The organism is Streptococcus sp. W151 (assembly GCF_053010205.1).
On the sequence record NZ_JBRKNT010000005.1, the window covers coordinates 20,503 to 39,275 of the forward strand.

The 18,773-nt window shown below is 44.7% G+C and carries 20 protein-coding genes and 1 pseudogene; 18 read left to right on the forward strand and 3 right to left on the reverse strand.

All coding sequences use genetic code 11. The features are described 5' to 3' along the window. Positions 1–29: 29 nt before the first annotated feature. A complete protein-coding gene (locus ACVC7Q_RS07815) occupies positions 30–572 on the reverse strand; it encodes a TetR/AcrR family transcriptional regulator (RefSeq protein WP_447265457.1) in 543 nt (180 codons plus the stop codon). 167 nt (positions 573–739) lie between these two features. Between ACVC7Q_RS07815 and ACVC7Q_RS07820 the strand changes: the two genes are divergently transcribed. Next, complete coding sequence (locus ACVC7Q_RS07820) at positions 740–1,249, forward strand: HXXEE domain-containing protein (RefSeq protein ID WP_447265458.1); 510 nt, start codon at positions 740–742, stop codon at positions 1,247–1,249. Between the two features lie 62 nt (positions 1,250–1,311). Continuing rightward, positions 1,312–1,386, forward strand: a pseudogene (locus tag ACVC7Q_RS07825) (IMP cyclohydrolase); the annotation flags it as partial. 54 nt (positions 1,387–1,440) lie between these two features. Here the strand turns inward: ACVC7Q_RS07825 and ACVC7Q_RS07830 are convergent. Continuing rightward, on the reverse strand, positions 1,441–2,460 hold the full coding sequence (locus ACVC7Q_RS07830; RefSeq protein ID WP_447265459.1) for a GBS Bsp-like repeat-containing protein: 1,020 nt from the start codon (positions 2,458–2,460) through the stop codon (positions 1,441–1,443). Between the two features lie 182 nt (positions 2,461–2,642). On the opposite strand from ACVC7Q_RS07830, the gene purD reads away from it, so the two are divergent. From purD to purB, 6 genes are all read left to right on the forward strand, one after another. Further along, complete coding sequence (gene purD / locus ACVC7Q_RS07835; protein ID WP_447265460.1) at positions 2,643–3,908, forward strand: phosphoribosylamine--glycine ligase; 1,266 nt, start codon at positions 2,643–2,645, stop codon at positions 3,906–3,908. A 180-nt stretch (positions 3,909–4,088) separates the two neighbouring features. After that, positions 4,089–4,580: a 5-(carboxyamino)imidazole ribonucleotide mutase gene (gene purE / locus ACVC7Q_RS07840; protein ID WP_447265461.1), complete on the forward strand. Its 492-nt coding sequence runs from the start codon at positions 4,089–4,091 to the stop codon at positions 4,578–4,580. Then, positions 4,567–5,646: a 5-(carboxyamino)imidazole ribonucleotide synthase gene (gene purK / locus ACVC7Q_RS07845; RefSeq protein WP_447265462.1), complete on the forward strand. Its 1,080-nt coding sequence runs from the start codon at positions 4,567–4,569 to the stop codon at positions 5,644–5,646. The genes purE and purK overlap by 14 nt, the downstream gene beginning before the upstream one ends. 119 nt (positions 5,647–5,765) lie before the next feature. Further along, positions 5,766–6,716 carry a ketopantoate reductase family protein gene (locus ACVC7Q_RS07850; protein WP_447265463.1) on the forward strand — a complete coding sequence of 317 codons (951 nt, stop codon included), beginning with the start codon at positions 5,766–5,768 and terminating at the stop codon, positions 6,714–6,716. An 8-nt stretch (positions 6,717–6,724) separates the two neighbouring features. Then, positions 6,725–6,952, forward strand: a complete 228-nt coding sequence (locus ACVC7Q_RS07855; RefSeq protein ID WP_447265464.1) for a phosphoribosylaminoimidazole carboxylase — start codon at positions 6,725–6,727, stop codon at positions 6,950–6,952. 54 nt (positions 6,953–7,006) lie between these two features. Continuing rightward, positions 7,007–8,305: an adenylosuccinate lyase gene (gene purB, locus ACVC7Q_RS07860; protein ID WP_447265465.1), complete on the forward strand. Its 1,299-nt coding sequence runs from the start codon at positions 7,007–7,009 to the stop codon at positions 8,303–8,305. Between the two features lie 185 nt (positions 8,306–8,490). On the opposite strand, the gene ACVC7Q_RS07865 is transcribed toward purB, so the two are convergent. Further along, positions 8,491–9,207 (reverse strand): GntR family transcriptional regulator, encoded by a 717-nt coding sequence (locus ACVC7Q_RS07865; protein WP_009731970.1) that lies wholly within the window; start codon positions 9,205–9,207, stop codon positions 8,491–8,493. A gap of 131 nt (positions 9,208–9,338) precedes the next feature. Between ACVC7Q_RS07865 and ACVC7Q_RS07870 the strand changes: the two genes are divergently transcribed. The 10 genes from ACVC7Q_RS07870 (at position 9,339) to ACVC7Q_RS07915 (ending at position 18,765) form a co-directional block, all read left to right on the forward strand. Further along, positions 9,339–11,126, forward strand: coding sequence for a glycoside hydrolase family 35 protein (locus tag ACVC7Q_RS07870; RefSeq protein ID WP_447265466.1), 1,788 nt, complete (start codon positions 9,339–9,341; stop codon positions 11,124–11,126). Further along, positions 11,123–11,599: a PTS system mannose/fructose/N-acetylgalactosamine-transporter subunit IIB gene (locus tag ACVC7Q_RS07875; RefSeq protein ID WP_447265467.1), complete on the forward strand. Its 477-nt coding sequence runs from the start codon at positions 11,123–11,125 to the stop codon at positions 11,597–11,599. Before ACVC7Q_RS07870 ends, ACVC7Q_RS07875 begins: the two co-directional genes overlap by 4 nt. A 39-nt stretch (positions 11,600–11,638) precedes the next feature. Then, positions 11,639–12,553: a PTS mannose/fructose/sorbose/N-acetylgalactosamine transporter subunit IIC gene (locus ACVC7Q_RS07880; RefSeq protein ID WP_223325580.1), complete on the forward strand. Its 915-nt coding sequence runs from the start codon at positions 11,639–11,641 to the stop codon at positions 12,551–12,553. Next, positions 12,540–13,358 (forward strand): PTS system mannose/fructose/sorbose family transporter subunit IID, encoded by an 819-nt coding sequence (locus tag ACVC7Q_RS07885; protein WP_045760097.1) that lies wholly within the window; start codon positions 12,540–12,542, stop codon positions 13,356–13,358. The genes ACVC7Q_RS07880 and ACVC7Q_RS07885 overlap by 14 nt, the downstream gene beginning before the upstream one ends. 11 nt (positions 13,359–13,369) lie before the next feature. Then, positions 13,370–13,774 carry a PTS sugar transporter subunit IIA gene (locus ACVC7Q_RS07890; protein ID WP_447265468.1) on the forward strand — a complete coding sequence of 135 codons (405 nt, stop codon included), beginning with the start codon at positions 13,370–13,372 and terminating at the stop codon, positions 13,772–13,774. An 82-nt stretch (positions 13,775–13,856) separates the two neighbouring features. Further along, complete coding sequence (locus tag ACVC7Q_RS07895) at positions 13,857–15,026, forward strand: SIS domain-containing protein (protein ID WP_447265469.1); 1,170 nt, start codon at positions 13,857–13,859, stop codon at positions 15,024–15,026. Between the two features lie 81 nt (positions 15,027–15,107). Further along, the gene (locus ACVC7Q_RS07900; protein WP_447265470.1) at positions 15,108–16,148 is read left to right on the forward strand and encodes an aldose epimerase family protein; all 1,041 of its coding nucleotides are present in this window, start codon (positions 15,108–15,110) and stop codon (positions 16,146–16,148) included. Positions 16,149–16,579: 431 nt separating this feature from the next. Further along, positions 16,580–17,578 carry a Holliday junction branch migration DNA helicase RuvB gene (gene ruvB, locus ACVC7Q_RS07905; RefSeq protein ID WP_045760104.1) on the forward strand — a complete coding sequence of 333 codons (999 nt, stop codon included), beginning with the start codon at positions 16,580–16,582 and terminating at the stop codon, positions 17,576–17,578. A gap of 6 nt (positions 17,579–17,584) precedes the next feature. Continuing rightward, positions 17,585–18,151, forward strand: coding sequence for a nucleotidyltransferase family protein (locus ACVC7Q_RS07910; RefSeq protein ID WP_447265471.1), 567 nt, complete (start codon positions 17,585–17,587; stop codon positions 18,149–18,151). A 173-nt stretch (positions 18,152–18,324) separates the two neighbouring features. Next, positions 18,325–18,765, forward strand: a complete 441-nt coding sequence (locus tag ACVC7Q_RS07915) for a low molecular weight protein-tyrosine-phosphatase (protein ID WP_447265472.1) — start codon at positions 18,325–18,327, stop codon at positions 18,763–18,765. Positions 18,766–18,773 lie beyond the last annotated feature (8 nt).

Sequence of the window (18,773 nt, forward strand, 5' to 3'; positions counted from 1 at the left end):
TAACTAATCTTGAAAAAACAGCTTCTCACTTAACTATCCTTCATACGTTTTATGGTGTTTAAGGCTGTAGTGACTAGCTCGTTAACAGGCATTTCCTGACAATCTCCTTTTAACCATTCATTAAAAATATTGTAGAGACCGCCAACTATGAATCTACTATCATAGGTGATTTGTCTTTGATTACTGTTTGTAACATGCCAAGGTGCCTTTATGCTAGTATAAACAGCAGGAAGCTTATCATACCACCTTTGTAAAACAAGTGCTTGCAATCTTGCATCTTGCAAAATTTTTAATGGTTCAGTGTACTGGCTCCAATACTGAAAGAAAAGGTTCACTAAATCTTCAAAATTAGTCAGTTTTTCTGTCTGAAGTTCGATAATATAGTCTTGGATTAAGCGGTCTAAATAATTCGTAAGAACTTCCTCTTTTGAATGGTAATAACGATAAAACGTTCGTCTAGCAATCTGAGCATGCTCGCTGAGTTCAGCAATGCTGATATTTTGGAGAGACTTCTTAGTTGCTAATAAATCGAACAAGGCTTCTTCCAGCCATTGCCGCGTTTGATATTCCATGGTAGTTTTCCTTTCCTGTCACACTTTTGTTCAAACTGTGCCAATTTCACTGAAACTCTTGTTTTTGTAACAGTTTATCTTTATACTAAAAGTGTTGCGCGCGATGTATGATTATCATTTATGCTTAACATTGTACAATTGTTAGTTGTTATTAAGGAGGTGAAGAGATGAGCATTCTTTTTGATGTTTGGATGCTACCTATTTTATTTATTTTACACGATTTTGAAGAAATGATCTTTATGCCCTTGTGGAAAAAACGGTATCGTCAAAAGTTAGTAGCTTTTAAGAAACCATTCTTTGGTTCTGTTACACTGAGTTCTGCCTTTGCAGTAGGTGTTTTAGAGGAGTTTGTCATTTTGCTATTTATTTCGGGGCTTTGTCAGATGACTCACAACACTTTACTCTATTTCTCATTTGTAATAGCATATACGTCTCATTTCATGATCCATTATATCATGTGTCTGCAATTTAGAGGCTATGTTCCCGGGGTCGTCACAGTAATTCTAGAATTGCCCATTGTCTTAATGATTATTTTCCACTATTGGCCTTCTGGTGTTTCTCTGCTGTCAGTCATTGCATATCTTTTCGTAGCGATGGCATTAGCCTATACGAATCTTAAAGTCATGCACCAAATTATGCCAAAAATTCAAATAAGCTTAGAAAAGTACATGAAATAAAAGTCAACAATATCCGTGACTTCAAAGACGGTCTAACTAAGTGGCTCAGTCCGTGACCAAGAGAAGAGTCAATCGAAGTGGCTGATAAACATGGTTTAACTATGATCTTTACAGGGGTTCGTCACTTTCGTCATTAATCAAAAACGGCACACATCAATGGATGGGTGCCTTTTCTGCTAGTTAAGAAGACCTTAATCTGGGTAGATATAGGTGACCGTTCCCCAGATGGGGTTGGTTGGATCGAACCAACCACGGAAGTTGTAGATATAGCGATAGCCGTTGTAGTTAGCTTCTTGGATCTGAATTTTTTGTTCGTGTTCGACCTCTGTTACAAGAGCGACATGACCATATCCCCCATTGTCCCAACAGGCGATGGCACCGACCTCTGGGGTGTTTCCTGTCCGGAATCCCGCAGCGCGTGCACTAGCCGCCCACATGCCACCGTTTCCCCACCAGTTGTGGGCCCAAGGGGCTAATTCTTTGACTCCCCAGGTACATTCACCGATCGGATAGGTATTTTCCGGGTGTGTCGCGAGTGGCGTGAGCTTTGGCTTTGCCTTTTCCACTTGAAAGCTAGTGGGGAATAGCCCTTTTAGTTGTCCCTGGTTTTTCTGATAGACGTGTAGGTGAAATAGCCCGCTTCCCTTGTGTTTTTGAGCTTGAAAGCGCAGTTGGAAGTGTCCAGGTGCGACCTTCTTTGCTGGGTACCAGACCAGATCGTCCTGTCCATTTTCTTCAGACCAGATCGGGAAGACAATCTCCTCTACATCCTCAAATAACTTCAGGTCTATCTCCAATTCCTGTGAGGAGATGGGTGTGATCGTGATCTTGGGCTGGGAGGAAGTCAGGTCTTTTTGCTGGACGCTTGTCGTGAGAGGGTAAAGTCCGGTTAGCTGCTCATTTGCCTCCACCTCATAGACATGGACATGATAAAGTCCGGCTTGATCAGAATGGTTGGTCAAAGGCACTTGTAGGTCGAATCCCTTGTCACTGCGCTCCACAGGATACCAAATCAGGTCATCTTGGCCATTTTGATCAGACCAGACGGGGACTTGGATCTTTTGATACCTATCTGGGACGTTTCCAAGATGAATCATCAGTTTGCCTTTTTCGGCATAGATGGCATTGGTCGCTTGATCTGCATGAGCAATAGAGGCTTGCATCCCCCATGCCGCACAAGTCAGGACTACAAATTTTTTGATCGTTTGCATAATACTCCTTTTCGTCAATTAGTAGGTCTCACCTATACTATTCGGAAAAAAATGAGAAATAGGAGAAAATAGCAAAAAATGTTTGGATTCTACTGAAAATGGGAGACTGTTGCTGAAATCATTAGAATAAAACGAACGATTATGATATAATTTAATAAAATAATTCGCAAAAGAGGTTCAAAATGAAACTTTTGGTTATTGGATCTGGCGGTCGTGAGCATGCGATTGCCAAGAAATTGTTGGAGTCTAGAGACGTTGAGCAGGTTTTTGTGGCTCCTGGTAATGACGGGATGCGATTAGACGGTCTTGATTTGATCAATATCGGAATTTCCGAACATTCTAAGCTGATTGACTTCGCAAAGGCGAACGATATTGCTTGGACCTTTATCGGTCCAGATGATGCCCTTGCGGCTGGTATCGTGGATGATTTCAATGTGGCAGGACTCAAAGCATTTGGTCCGACTAAGGCTGCGGCTGAGCTGGAGTGGTCTAAGGATTTTGCTAAGGAAATCATGGTCAAATACGACGTTCCGACAGCAGCCTATGGCACATTTTCAGATTTCGAGGAAGCCAAGGCCTACATCGAGGGAAAAGGCGCTCCAATCGTCGTCAAGGCAGACGGTTTGGCCCTAGGTAAAGGTGTCGTCGTTGCTGAAACGGTTGAGCAAGCCGTCGAAGCTGCTCACGAAATGCTTTTGGACAATAAATTCGGTGATTCAGGTGCGCGAGTGGTCATCGAGGAATTTCTTGACGGGGAAGAGTTTTCTCTCTTTGCCTTTGTCAATGGAGATAAATTCTACATTATGCCAACGGCACAGGACCACAAACGTGCCTACGATGGTGACAAGGGCCCTAACACTGGCGGAATGGGTGCCTATGCGCCGGTTCCTCACTTGCCACAGAGCGTGGTTGACACAGCGGTTGACACCATTGTCAAGCCGGTTCTTGAAGGTATGATTAAAGAAGGCCGTCCTTATCTTGGTGTCCTTTACGCTGGGCTTATCTTGACAGCTGATGGACCCAAAGTTATCGAGTTTAATGCTCGCTTCGGAGATCCTGAAACGCAAATCATCTTGCCTCGTTTAACATCCGACTTTGCACAAAATATCACGGACATTTTGGATGGCCAAGAGCCAGCCATCACTTGGACGGATAAGGGTGTGACACTGGGCGTGGTTGTCGCCTCAAACGGTTACCCACTGGCTTATGAGAAGGGTGTCAAGCTTCCAGCCAAGACAGAAGGCGTCATCATCACTTACTATGCTGGAGCGAAATTCGCTGAAAATGGCCAAGACCTCCTCTCAAACGGAGGACGTGTTTACATGCTGGTTACCACAGCAGACACCGTCAAAGATGGCCAAAACATCATCTACAACGAACTCAGCAAACAAAACACAGAAGGCCTGTTCTACCGAACCGATATCGGTAGCAAGGCGATAAAAGATTAACAGAGCGAGCGAAAGCGAGCTAAACGAAGATAATGGTCGCCGTGGTGAAAAGACCAGAACAGTTTCTGTACTGGTCGGGGGAAACTTTGAGACCTTAGGCTCAAGGTTTAGGAATGAAACCGAAGGTTTGCTTCCGTCCCCACCACCTAAGAGCATTATCAAAAAAGAAAAGGGAAAATTATGACTAAACCAATTATTTCCATCATCATGGGCTCAAAATCCGACTGGGCAACCATGCAAAAAACAGCTGAAGTCCTCGACAACTTTGGCGTCGCTTACGAAAAGAAAGTTGTTTCCGCACACCGGACGCCGGATCTCATGTTCAAACATGCGGAAGAAGCACGTAGCCGTGGCATCAAGGTCATCATCGCAGGTGCTGGTGGCGCTGCTCACTTGCCAGGGATGGTAGCTGCCAAAACAACCCTTCCAGTCATCGGTGTGCCCGTCAAATCACGTGCTCTTAGTGGTGTGGATTCGCTTTATTCTATCGTTCAGATGCCAGGTGGAGTGCCAGTCGCAACCATGGCCATCGGTGAAGCTGGTGCGACTAACGCGGCCCTCTTTGCCCTCCGTCTCCTTTCAGTAGAGGACCAGGCCATTGCGACAGCGTTGGCAGATTTCGCAGAGGAACAAGGAAAAATCGCAGAGGAGTCTACAAATGAGCTCAACTAAAACCATTGGCATCATCGGTGGCGGTCAGCTTGGTCAGATGATGGCGATCTCAGCTATCTACATGGGACACAAGGTTATCGCCTTGGACCCAGCAGCTGATTGTCCAGCCTCCCGTGTGGCGGAAATCATCGTGGCCCCTTACGACGACGTAGATGCCCTTCGTCAGTTGGCAGATCGCTGTGATGTTCTCACTTATGAATTTGAAAATGTCGATGCTGACGGCCTTGACGCTGTTATCAAAGAAGGACAGCTCCCACAAGGAACAGACCTGCTTCGCATCTCCCAAAACCGGATTTTTGAAAAGGACTTTTTGTCAAACAAGGCTCAAGTCACTGTGGCACCCTACAAGGTCGTGACTTCTAGCAAAGACTTGGCAGATATTGACCTTTCTAAAAACTATGTCCTCAAAACTGCGACAGGTGGCTACGATGGCCATGGACAAAAGGTCATTCGTTCAAAAGCAGATTTGGAAGAAGCCTACGCCCTAGCCGATTCAGCAGACTGCGTTTTAGAAGAGTTCGTCAATTTTGACCTTGAGATTTCAGTCATCGTGTCTGGGAATGGTAAGGATGTGACGGTTTTCCCCGTTCAGGAAAATATCCACCGCAACAATATCCTGTCTAAGACTATCGTGCCAGCTCGTATTTCAGCAAGTTTAGCTGAAAAAGCCAAAGCCATGGCAGTGCGAATCGCTGAACAGCTGAACTTGTCTGGAACTCTTTGCGTGGAAATGTTTGCGACCGCTGACGACATCATCGTCAATGAAATTGCGCCACGCCCACACAACTCGGGGCACTACTCTATCGAAGCCTGTGACTTCTCCCAGTTTGATACTCATATTCTGGGTGTTCTGGGAACACCATTGCCAACTATCCAATTGCATGCCCCAGCTGTCATGCTCAACGTCCTCGGCCAACACGTCGAGGCTGCTGAAACATATGTGACAGAAAATCCAAGCGCCCACCTCCACTTATATGGTAAACTAGAAGCAAAGCACAACCGCAAAATGGGACATGTGACCTTGTTTAGTGATGAACCGGATAAGGTTGAAGAGTTTGGGGAGTAAGACAGGACCCCAGTTATAAGGTCCGTCGTCTTACCCCTGCAAGGTTGACTAGGCTTGTCGCAGGCGAAAATCGACAAGAGAAGCCAGACAACCACTGCTGGAAAGGAATTGATTTTTAGATGAAAATAGCGATTTTAGGACTTGGGGTAATCGGGACTACTTATGCCTATGCTTTTCAAAAAGCAGGTCATCAGGTGGAACACGTACTGAGAGATAGTAAGAAAAGCACTGCTCCCAAGGAGTTGTCGGTTGATCTGCTAGATGGTCGTTATCATTCCAAAGGTGAGAACAAACACGATACCTATGAGGTTCGTGTGGCAGAAGCTAATTCGGAATATGATTTTATTTTTCTGAGTGTGCGTCATGGGTTTGTCAAAGAAGCTGTGGAAACCTTGCGAAAAAATAATATCAAAGGCACCCTTGTTTTCTTCTGTAATTTCTGGGATACTCGAAAAGAGGTCCAAGAGTGGGCAGGAGATTACGACTATATTCTAGCTTTTCCGACAGCGGGTGGTCATATGCAGGAGGACCATTTAGATGGTGTCTTGTTTGACCATTTAATGCTAGAAGGTGAGCAAAAAGCACACATTTCTGACTATGCTGATCTGACGGATTTACTAGCTTCTGCAGATTTGAAGTGGGAAGTACCTCATGATATGGTCGAGTGGATTTGGATTCACATGGCGATTAATGCAGGTGTCACTTCGACAGCTGCGCGTTCGGGAAAATTGGAAAATCCAGAACAGCTGGCTTTGAACTTGATGAATAGTTCTTCGGAATTATCATTGGCCATCAAGGCCATTCGAGAGGCTTTGAAAGTCGTAGAAGCACGTGGTGTAAATTTGAAGCTTTATAAAGCTGAACTCTTACCTTACAAAATTCCCGCTTGGATTGCAGGAAAAGCCATGAAAATCATGTTTGCAAAAAATGAGCTGACACGAAAGATCATGACCTTACACAATGATAAACAGGATATTTTCTACTGTTGTCAAAGTGTCTATCAGACAGGTCAGGAGTTAGGTGTTGAGATGCCCATTCTTGAAGCAAATATGAAGGGCATTTCGATTTAGGAGGTTTTATGATTCAACTCATCGTTAATGCATTTGTTGAAAAAGAGAAGATGGGGGCAGTCGTCGAAGTTTTGTATGCTAGTAGTGATCACGAAAAAGTGAAAGCAAAGTATGAAGAGCTAGTTGCACAATATCCTGATAACTATTTAGCTATCTATGATGCCCCGCTGGATACGGATTTGAATACACTAGATCATTATCCATCTGTGTGGATTGGGAAAGAAGAATTTGAGTAAAGCGCCAGTCGGTTGCTAACTGATGGGAAACATCAAAAGAAAGGAAAATTAAACATGATTGATAGATATAGCCGCCCTGAGATGGCGAACATTTGGACTGAAGAAAATAAATACCGTGCTTGGCTTGAGGTGGAAATCTTGGCTGACGAAGCATGGGCTGAGTTGGGAGAAATTCCTAAGGAAGATGTGGCTTTGATTCGCGAGAAAGCGGACTTTGACATCGACCGTATTTTGGAAATCGAGCAGCAAACTCGTCACGATGTGGTGGCCTTCACACGTGCGGTTTCTGAGACGCTTGGTGAAGAGCGTAAGTGGGTTCACTATGGGTTGACTTCTACTGACGTAGTCGATACTGCCTACGGTTACCTTTACAAGCAAGCCAACGACATCATCCGTCGTGACCTTGAAAACTTCCTCAACATCATCGCTGACAAGGCCAAGGAGCACAAGTTCACCATCATGATGGGTCGTACCCACGGTGTGCACGCTGAGCCTACAACTTTTGGTCTTAAATTGGCTACTTGGTACAGCGAAATGAAGCGCAACATCGAACGTTTCGAGCATGCGGCTGCTGGTGTGGAAGCTGGTAAGATTTCTGGTGCGGTTGGTAATTTTGCCAACATCCCACCATTCGTTGAAAAATACGTCTGCGATAAATTGGGTATCCGTGCTCAAGAAATCTCTACACAGGTCCTTCCTCGTGACCTTCATGCTGAGTACTTTGCAGTTCTTGCTAGCATCGCAACTTCGATTGAGCGGATGGCAACGGAAATCCGTGGTCTTCAAAAATCTGAACAACGTGAAGTGGAAGAGTTCTTTGCTAAAGGTCAAAAAGGTTCATCTGCGATGCCTCACAAACGCAACCCAATCGGTTCTGAAAACATGACAGGTCTTGCGCGTGTGATCCGTGGTCACATGGTCACAGCTTATGAAAATGTGTCCCTTTGGCACGAACGGGATATCTCTCACTCATCAGCTGAGCGGATCATCGCACCAGATACAACTATCTTGATTGACTACATGCTCAACCGTTTCGGAAACATTGTGAAGAACTTGACAGTCTTCCCAGAAAACATGATCCGCAACATGAACTCTACATTTGGTTTGATCTTCAGTCAACGTGCCATGTTGACCTTGATTGAAAAAGGCATGACGCGTGAACAGGCTTACGACCTTGTTCAACCAAAGACTGCCCAATCATGGGATAACCAAGTTGACTTCAAACCACTTCTTGAAGCAGATCCAGAAGTAACTTCACGTCTCACTCAAGAAGAAATTGACGAAATCTTCAACCCAGCTTACTACACCAAACGGGTGGATGAAATCTTCGAACGCATCGGTTTGGGTGACTAATCGCAACGAAAAAGGGAATTTGAAAAATAGACGAAAAGAAGCAGAGGAATCTGCTTCTTTTTTAAACTTTTTATAGCTAAACTATCACTAATTATATATATTTTTAAAGAGGTCTTTAGAAATCGTTTTCAACATGCTATACTGGAGATATAAAAAAGACCGAGATGTCTCAGTCTTTTTAGTTCTTAGTGATCGCGGTCACAGGAGATGAACTTGATCTTGTAGTAGTCACCGCGTTTATAGGTTTCCGTGTATTCAAGGATTTGGCCAGTAGCCTCTAACTTGGTCGTCTTCACTTGTTTAACAGTTGGGAAATTTTCATCGATCTCCAAAACTTTAGCCACCTTGCTCGGTGTAGGAAAGACGATTTCATTGATTTCTTCGAAGTGCTCATCATTCATATGAATGTGGTAATCCTCTTTGAAGCGATCATAGATAGAACTATAGTATTCCAAATTTGGATAGTTTGGATTGATATATTGTTCAGGAATATAGGTTTGGTGGAAGATATACGTATCATCCCCTGTCTGGCGGGTCCGTTCGATCTTATAGTAGAATTGCGTTGGGTTGAGGCCTAGTTTGTCTAGGATGCTCAAGGTGTTTCCACGTTTAATAGAGAGAACTTTGACTTTGGCCTTTTGGATGGGGAAGGTTTCAACATCTGAAAATTCAACCAGTTTGTGTTTTCGAGCACGAGAAACAAAGGTCCCTTTTCCCTGCTGGCGGACAATGTAGCCATCGGCAGCGAGGTCGTTCAAAGCACGGACAACGGTGATAGAGCTAACATCATAAATTTTGATGAGTTCAGCTTCAGTATAAAATTTATCCCCATTTTCAAATTTTCCTGAGATAATTTGCTGTTTCAATTCATCTTTGATGTGTTGGTACTTTGGAATTGCCATAGTGCTACCTCTCTTTAGATTTCTCTTATTTAACCCTATTTTAACATATTTTTTCTAAAAGTGTTGACATTTTTAAAAAAATTTATTATATTAATAACTGAAAAGGGTTACATATAAGAAAGGGGGCGTTTATGGGAGTTTTTGAGATTCGCGATGCTTTCTATTTAAAAGGTCAACCCTTCAAGATTTTGTCCGGAGCGATCCATTATTTCCGAATTGACCCAGCAGACTGGTATCATTCCTTGTATAATCTAAAGGCTTTGGGTTTTAACACGGTTGAGACTTATGTCCCTTGGAATGCGCATGAACCTCGCAAAGGGGAATTTGACTTTAGTGGTCGATTGGATCTAGAGCGTTTCATCCAAACAGCCCAGTCCCTAGGACTTTACATGATTGTAAGGCCGTCGCCCTTTATCTGTGCAGAGTGGGAATTTGGTGGATTGCCAGCCTGGCTCTTAGAAGAAGACCTGCGAATCCGCTCATCAGACCCAGCCTTTATCGAAGCGGTAGATCGTTATTATGTTCGCTTGCTTGGATTGTTGACACCCTACCAAGTGGATCGGGGTGGTCCAATCCTTATGATGCAGGTGGAAAATGAGTACGGCTCTTATGGAGAGGATAAGGATTATCTTCGTGCCATTCGGGATTTGATGAAGGGAAAAGGCGTGACCTGCCCCCTCTTTACATCAGATGGGCCATGGCGAGCAACGCTAAGAACAGGAACCTTGATCGAAGAGGACCTCTTTGTGACAGGGAACTTCGGTTCTAAAGCAGCCTATAACTTTGGTCAAATGAAAGAATTCTTTAACGAATACGGCAAGAAATGGCCTTTGATGTGTATGGAATTCTGGGATGGCTGGTTTACCCGCTGGAAGGAACCCGTGATTCAAAGGGGCCCAGAGGAGTTGGCAGAAGCTGTCCATGAGGTCTTGGAGCTCGGCTCGATCAATCTCTACATGTTTCATGGTGGAACCAATTTCGGCTTTATGAATGGTTGCTCAGCTCGGGGGATGCTGGATTTGCCACAGGTGACGTCCTATGACTACGGGGCTTTGCTCAATGAGCAGGGCAATCCGACGGAGAAGTATGATGCTATTCAAAAAATGATGGCAACTTATTATCCGGAATACCCACAGCAAGAACCTCTCATCAAAGAATGTTTGCCAGAGCAGACCTTATATTTGGCAGCCAAGACTAGTCTTTTTGGGAATCTGGACAATTTGGCTCAGAAAGAGACCAGTCTCTATCCAAAACGGATGGAAGAGCTGGGCCAATATACTGGCTATCTCTTGTATGAGACAGATGTTGAAATGGATGCGCCGGAGGAAAGACTTCGGATCATCGATGGTCGAGATCGGGCGCAGGTGTACGTGAATGATCGTCATCTGGCAACGCAATACCAGACAGAGATCGGTGAAGATCTTTTTATCAAAGGAAAAAAGAAAGCGGTTACGAATTTAAAAATCTTGCTTGAGAATATGGGACGTGTCAACTACGGGCACAAGCTCTTAGCTGATAGCCAGCGCAAGGGTATTCGCACAGGTGTCTGTGTGGATTTGCATTTCCACCTTCATTGGAAGCAGTACCCGCTGGATTTACAAGATCTCAGTCAGCTCGATTTTTCAAAGGAATGGCAGGCAGGTGCTCCAGCATTTTACCGATATGATTTTCATCTGGACCACACCCTTGACACCTATCTGGATATGACAGGATTTGGGAAAGGGGTCGTCTTTGTCAACGGTCACAACCTTGGTCGCTTCTGGGAAGTCGGACCAACCACTTCACTTTATGTGCCTCATGGTTTCCTCAAAGAAGGAGCCAATAGCCTGATCGTCTTTGAGACAGAAGGGCGTTACCAAGAGACACTTCAACTTGTTCAACAACCTACATTCAAAGAAGTAAAGGGGGAAAACTTATGACAATTGTAGGATGCCGTATCGATGGACGTTTGATCCACGGGCAGGTAGCCAATCTTTGGACTACCAAACTAAATGTTTCACGTATCATGGTGATCGATGATGAAGTCGCTCAAAATGATATCGAAAAAAGTGGCTTGAAACTAGCGACACCACCTGGTGTTAAGCTCAGTATCTTGCCAGTCGCAAAGGCTGCGGAAAATATCTTGGCTGGAAAATATGATAGCCAACGACTCTTTATCGTAGCTCGCAAACCTGACCGCTTCCTAGGCTTGGTAGAAGCAGGTGTGCCACTTGAAACCTTAAACGTAGGGAACATGTCTCAATCTGATGAGACGCGTGCGATTACCCGCTCGATCAACGTAGTGGATGCCGATGTGGAAGCTTTCCACAAGCTAGCTGAAAAAGGAGTTAAGCTAACTGCTCAAATGGTTCCAAATGATCCAGTTGAAGACTTCTTGAAGTTGCTCAAATAGTTTATAAATAAAAAAGAAAAATTTTAGGAGGAAATTGTCATGATACAATGGTGGCAAATTTTACTACTTACTTTGTACTCAGCTTATCAAATCTGTGATGAGTTGACGATTGTTTCATCAGCAGGATCACCAGTCTTTGCTGGTTTCATTACAGGACTTGTCATGGGAGATTTAAAGACAGGTCTATTTATCGGAGCTTCTCTTCAATTGACAGTGCTCGGTGTTGGTACTTTCGGTGGAGCTTCTCGTATTGACGCGACTTCTGGTGCTGTTCTTGCGACTGCCTTCTCAGTAGCAAAAGGGATTGATCCAGAGATTGCTATTGCTACAATCGCTGTGCCGGTGGCAACTTTGTTGACCTACTTTGATATTCTTGGTCGTATGACTACAACTTACTTCGCTCACCGTGTAGATGCTGCAATCGACCGCTTTGATTACAAAGGCATCGAACGCAACTACCTTCTTGGAGCGATTCCTTGGGCTCTTTCTCGTGCCCTTCCGGTCTTCTTCGCTCTTGCTTTTGGTGGATCTTTCGTAGAAACTGTTGTTACAGGTCTTGCTAATGTACAATGGTTGGCAAACGGTCTGAAACTTGCAGGTCAAATGCTTCCAGGTCTTGGATTTGCGATCTTGCTTCGTTACCTTCCTGTTCGTCGTAACCTTCACTACTTAGCACTTGGCTTTGGCTTAACAGCAATGTTGACAGTGCTTTATAGCAATGTTCAAAGCCTTGGTGCTGCAGTGTCTAGCATTGTTGGTTCTGAAGTGTTCGCTAAACTTCCAAAAGAACAAGCTATTACTTTTGTTAACAACTTCAAGAGTGTATCTATGATTGGGGTTGCCATCATCGGTATCTTCCTTGCAGTACAACACTTCAAAAACAGTCAACGTACAGTCGTGGCTGCTCCAGTAACTGAATCAGAAAGCGGGGAAATTGAAGATGACGAATTCTAATTATAAACTAACAAAAGAAGATTTTAAACAAATCAACAAACGTAGCCTCTTCACCTTCCAATTGGGTTGGAACTACGAACGGATGCAGGCTTCTGGTTACCTTTATATGCTTTTACCTCAGTTGCGTAAAATGTATGGTGATGGCACTCCAGAATTGAAAGAAATGATGAAATTGCATACGCAATTCTTCAATACTTCACCATTCTTCCACACCATTATCACTGGTTTTGACCTTGCTTTGGAAGAAAAAGATGGTGTCAAATCAAAAGATGCGGTGAACGGGATCAAGACAGGTCTCATGGGACCATTCGCTCCTCTTGGAGACTCAATCTTTGGATCATTGGTACCAGCTATTATGGGTTCAATCGCAGCAACTTTGGCTGTTGCAGGAAACCCAGCCGGTATCTTCTTGTGGATCGCTGTGGCAGTTGCTTATGACATTTTCCGTTGGAAACAATTGGAATTTGCCTATAAAGAAGGGGTTAACCTCATCAACAACATGCAAAGTACCTTGACAGCTTTGATCGATGCAGCTGCCGTTCTGGGTATCTTCATGGTTGGTGCCTTGATTGCCAGCATGATTGGTGTTGAAGTTTCTTGGACTCCACACATTGGGGACAAAGCGATTGAAATTCAAGATATGCTCAACCTTATCTTCCCACGTTTGGTACCAGCTATCATCACAGGTGTAATCTACTGGTTGCTTGGACGTAAGGGTATGAACTCTACAAAAGCTATCTTGCTCATCATCCTTGCAGCAATCGCATTCTCAGCATTTGGCCACTTCTTCTTTGGAATGGCATAATGGAGTAAGGTATGGCAAAACAGTTAGTATTGGTCAGCCATGGTCACTTTTGTGAAGAGCTTAAAGCCAGCACAGAGATGATTATGGGACCACAAGAATCCATCCATACAGTTGCACTCTTACCAGAAGAAGGGCCAGAAGACTTTACTGCTAAATTTGAAGCAACAGTTCAAAGCCTAGAAGACTATATTGTATTTGCAGATCTATTAGGAGGGACTCCTTGCAACACTGTGAGCCGCTTGATCCTTGAAGGACGTGCGATTGACTTATACGCAGGGATGAATCTTCCGATGGTTATCGAATTCATCAATAGCAGTCTGACTGGTAGCGAAGGGGACTACCCTGAACGTGCAAAAGAAAGTATTGTCAAGGTCAATGACCTCTTGTCAAACCTTGATGATGATGAAGATGAGTAGGTTGGTAGGGAGTCTGGGAGTATCATCTCAGGCTCCTTTCCCATTTATCAATGTTAGATTGTAGAAAGGAACAACAGGTTCTATGTTAGACTATACAAAAGAAGACTTGCAGGAGCTAGGAGCAGAGATCACCACGCGTGAGATCTACCAACAACCAAGTGTTTGGAAGGAAACAGCTCGCTTGTACCAAGAAAGACAAGCGGCAATAAAAGCTTTCTTAGAAAAAATTGGGCAAGAGCATGCCTATATCAAGGTCATCTTGACAGGGGCTGGGACCTCAGCCTATGTGGGAGATACCTTAGTTCCATATTTGCAGGAAGTGCACGATGAACGCCACTGGAATTTCCAATCCATTGCGACGACCGATATCGTGGCGCATCCACAAACCTATCTCAAAAAAGAAGTGCCGACGGTCTTAGTTTCCTTTGCACGAAGTGGCAACTCACCTGAAAGTGTTGCGACAGTTGAGTTAGCTCAAGACTTGGTCGATGAACTCTATCAGATCACCATTACTTGTGCGGAAGAAGGAAAACTGGCCCAGCAGGCCCACGGAGATGAGCGCAACCTCCTGCTTCTCCAACCTAAAGAAACCAATGATGCTGGCTTTGCCATGACTTCGAGCTTTACCTCTATGCTCCTGACAGCTCTCTTGGTCTTTGATCCAAGTGAGGAAAAAACCAAAGAAAAACGGGTAGAAGAATTGATTCATCTGTCAGAGAAGATCTTGGAGAAGGACCGTGAGGTCAAGGAAGTGGTCGATCTAGACTTCGAGCGCGTGATCTATCTAGGAGCGGGACCTTTCTTTGGGCTAGCCCATGAAGCCCAGCTCAAGATTTTGGAATTGACTGCAGGTAAAATCGCGACCATGTATGAGAGTCCTGTCGGCTTCCGTCATGGACCGAAATCCCTCATCAATGAGCAGACTCTGGTCTTGGTCTTTGGCTCCATTGATCCTTATACGCGCCAATACGATTTGGATTTGGTTGGAGAAGTGGCTGGGGATCAGATTGCCCGTCAGGTCGTTCTCTTGTCCGATCAAGCTGCAGGCATTGAGCATGTACGAGAAGTGTTGGTGGAAGCATCAGCAGACTCTCTAGATATCTACCGTGCCTTCCCATACATTATCTACGGTCAGTTGATTTCTCTCTTGACTTCGCTCAAGGTTCAAAATCGCCCAGACACACCTTCACCGACTGGTACCGTCAATCGGGTTGTACAAGGGGTGATCATTCATCCATTTGATAAAGAATAGCCATTATTTTTCTATAAAAAGTGGAGTGTTTCATCTTGTGAAACTGATATAATGGAGAAAAACAGTGAGAGGAGAAGATTTGTGAAACAGTATCAAGAAAGCGTGTTTGGGGAATGGCAGAATCAGGAAGTTCGTGCTTATCGCTTCGAAAATGACAAGGGCTACCAATTGTCTGTCATGACTTATGGTGCGACGATTTTAGAATATGTGACACCTGATAAAGAAGACCGGTTTGCTAATATTATCCTAGGCTTTGATCGCTTTGAGAACTATGTAGGCAACAGCCCTAAATATGGGGCTAGTATTGGTCCAGTAGCGGGCCGGATTGCGGGGGCCAGTTTTGAACTCAATGGAGAGACCTATCACTTGGAAGTTAATAACGGTGCCAACTGCAACCACAGTGGGTCGACTGGTTGGGACAGTGCCTTGTTTAGCGTGGAGTCGGTAACGGACCAAGAAATCACTCTCTATACAGAACGGGCGGATGGGACCGGCGGTTTCCCTGGAAATCTCAAGATCTGGGTGACCTATGGTTTAACGGAAGATGGTGAACTCGAGATTGCTTATCGGGTAGAAACGGATCAAGACACCTTAGTCAACCCGACCAACCACAGCTATTTCAACCTATCAGGCAACTTCACTCAGCCGATTAATGACCATGTCTTTCAGATCAATCATCAGGGGCTTTACCCTATCCACCCAGATGGCGTCCCTCTTCACACTGTGGATAGAGAAAGTCCAATCGTTCAGCATCTCTACCAAGCCATGCTGTTAGAGGATCTCTTTAAGGATTCAGATTCGCAAATCCGCCTGGTAGAAGGATTGGACCATCCTTTCGCTCTACCAGATGGACATGAAAATGCAGGCTTCTTCTACCATCAACCATCTGGACGCTTCTTGACCTTCAAGTCAGAGGCTCCCGCCTTGGTGGTGTATTCAGCCAATTTCGTAGATGAAACCGTTCGTCTGCAAGGCCAACCAATGGTTCAGCACAATGGCTTGGCTCTAGAATTCCAAACAGTGCCAGATGCCATTCACAGTGACCAGGCTGAAAAGGTTATCCTGAGAGCAGGTCAAGTCTTTACCAGTAAGACTAGCTACCATGCCATCGCTAAGAAATAAAGAGGAAAGGGGAGTGGCCAAACAAGGATGTGAAATTCTTGCTTGAGACCTCCTCTTTTTCTCAAAAAAAATTTAGAAAAACTATAAGGAAAGTTTAAGCTTCCTATCGTATACTAATACCATCATCAAAGACCTCCTAACTTTGAATGATAAAACTCCTAAAACTTTTTCATAATAATCTCCCTATAAGAGCCACCAAAACCGGTGGCTTTTTCTACGTACCTTAGTGAGTCAAGTCCAATCGGGACGCAGACGAACTTAGGTACATTGATGCAGTTCGAACGGTAGTGAGAACTACGATCCTTAAAAAGAAACAAGTTATTTTAAGAGGAAAATCGGTTCCGAAAATCGACAATCAATAATTAGTAATATATCGAATAGAATATGATTTTAAATCATCAGAGACGTCATTTTTTGCTATAATAGACTGTATGAGTAGAATTTTAGACAATGAAATCATGGGCGATGAAGAGGCTGTTGAACGGACGCTGCGCCCGCAATATTTACATGAATATATCGGCCAGGATAAGGTCAAGGACCAGCTGAAAATCTTTATTGAAGCGGCTAAGCTTCGGGATGAAGCGCTGGACCATGTCCTTCTTTTTGGCCCCCCGGGATTGGGGAAAACTACGATGGCCTTTGTCATTGCCAATGAGCTGGGTGTTAATCTCAAGCAGACTTCCGGTCCTGTCATTGAAAAGGCTGGTGACCTGGTAGCTATCCTTAATGACCTAGAGCCGGGCGATGTTCTCTTTATCGATGAGATCCACCGTCTGCCTATGTCAGTCGAAGAAGTGCTTTACAGTGCCATGGAGGATTTTTACATCGATATCATGATTGGCGCTGGTGAGACCAGTCGGAGTGTCCACCTGGACCTTCCTCCCTTTACTTTGATTGGGGCGACGACGCGAGCGGGTATGCTGTCCAATCCCTTGCGCGCTCGCTTTGGGATTACCGGGCACATGGAATACTATGAGCAAGATGATCTGACAGAGATTGTCGAGCGGACCGCCGAGATCTTTGAGATGGAAATTACCCACGAGGCTGCCGAAGAGCTTTCTCTTCGCAGTCGTGGGACTCCTCGGATTGCCAACCGCTTGCTCAAACGGGTGCGCGATTTTGCTCAGATTATGGGCGATGGCTTGATTGACGATACCATTACGGACAAGGCCCTCTCTATGCTGGATGTGGACCATGAAGGACTGGACTATGTCGATCAAAAGATCCTGCGCACCATGATTGAAATGTACGGCGGTGGCCCGGTCGGGCTTGGGACTCTATCGGTCAATATTGCCGAAGAGCGCGAGACCGTAGAAGATATGTATGAGCCTTACTTGATTCAAAAAGGCTTTATCATGCGGACCCGGACAGGGCGCGTGGCGACCCGCAAGGCTTATGAACACCTGGGTTATCCCTACAATGGAGACTAGAAGAAGATGCTGACGGAAAAAGTGATAGTAGAACAAATCCAAGCGGATCCGGAGATGATGACTGTCTTAACCATTATTCGAGATCTAGGCTTGGCAGATGCCTGGCTTGCAGCGGGTGCGGTGCGAAATTTCATCTGGAACCAGCTCTCTGGAAGACCTGGGTTTGATGCGATGACGGATCTGGATCTGGTCTTTTATGACCCTGCGATCAGCTATGAGGAGACGCAGCAGATCGAGCAGGAATTAAAGAAGACCTATCCTCAGTACGCTTGGGAAGTGAAGAATCAAGTCTACATGCACCAGCATAGCCCCGGGACGGCCCCTTATCGCAGTGCTTGTGATGCGGTTTCTAAATACCCCGAGCAGTGTACGGCTCTTGCGGTTCGCCTAAGGAAAGATGGTCAGTTGGAGCTCTTTCTCCCCTATGGAACCAGGGATATCGAAGACTTCATCGTTCAGCCGACTCCTCATTTTTTAGCCAGCCCAGAGCGTTTGGCGGTGTATACGGAACGTATGAAAAAGAAAAATTGGCAGACCAAATGGCCTCAATTAGAGGTTCGTTTTCCAAAATAGAGAAAAAAATCAGATTTGAAAAGGGAATCTGATTTTTCTTTAAAATGATAGAGCCCCTTTGTCATCTTTCTGTCACATTTTTGTTATAATAGTCATAGTATGCTGGTTTTCCATAGTGGAAAGCGAAGAGCTCATGTAAATTGGGTAGTCCGAACAAGGAGTTAGGTGGTGTCATGAAAAAAATCGTCTTTGTCTGCTTAGGAAATATTTGTCGGAGCCCCATGGCAGAGTTCGTCATGAAGGACTTGACCGATCAGTATGAGATTGAAAGTCGGGCCACCTCTAGTTGGGAACATGGCAATCCCATCCATCGGGGGACCCAGAAAATCTTTCAACAATACCAAGTCCCTTATGATCCAGCTAAGACTTCCTTACAGATCAAGGAAGAGGATTTTTATGCCTTTGATCTGATCCTAGGGATGGACGAAAACAATGTTGCAGATCTAAAACAAATGGCTCCTGCAGGGACAGAGCATAAGATCCATCTTTTTGCTGATGAAAGTGTGCCAGATCCATGGTATACCGGTGATTTTGAGGAAACCTATCGCAGGGTTCTGGCGGGCTGTGAAGCTTGGTTAGATCAGCTAGCAACTTCTGAAGAGTTTGATATGTGAGAGAATAC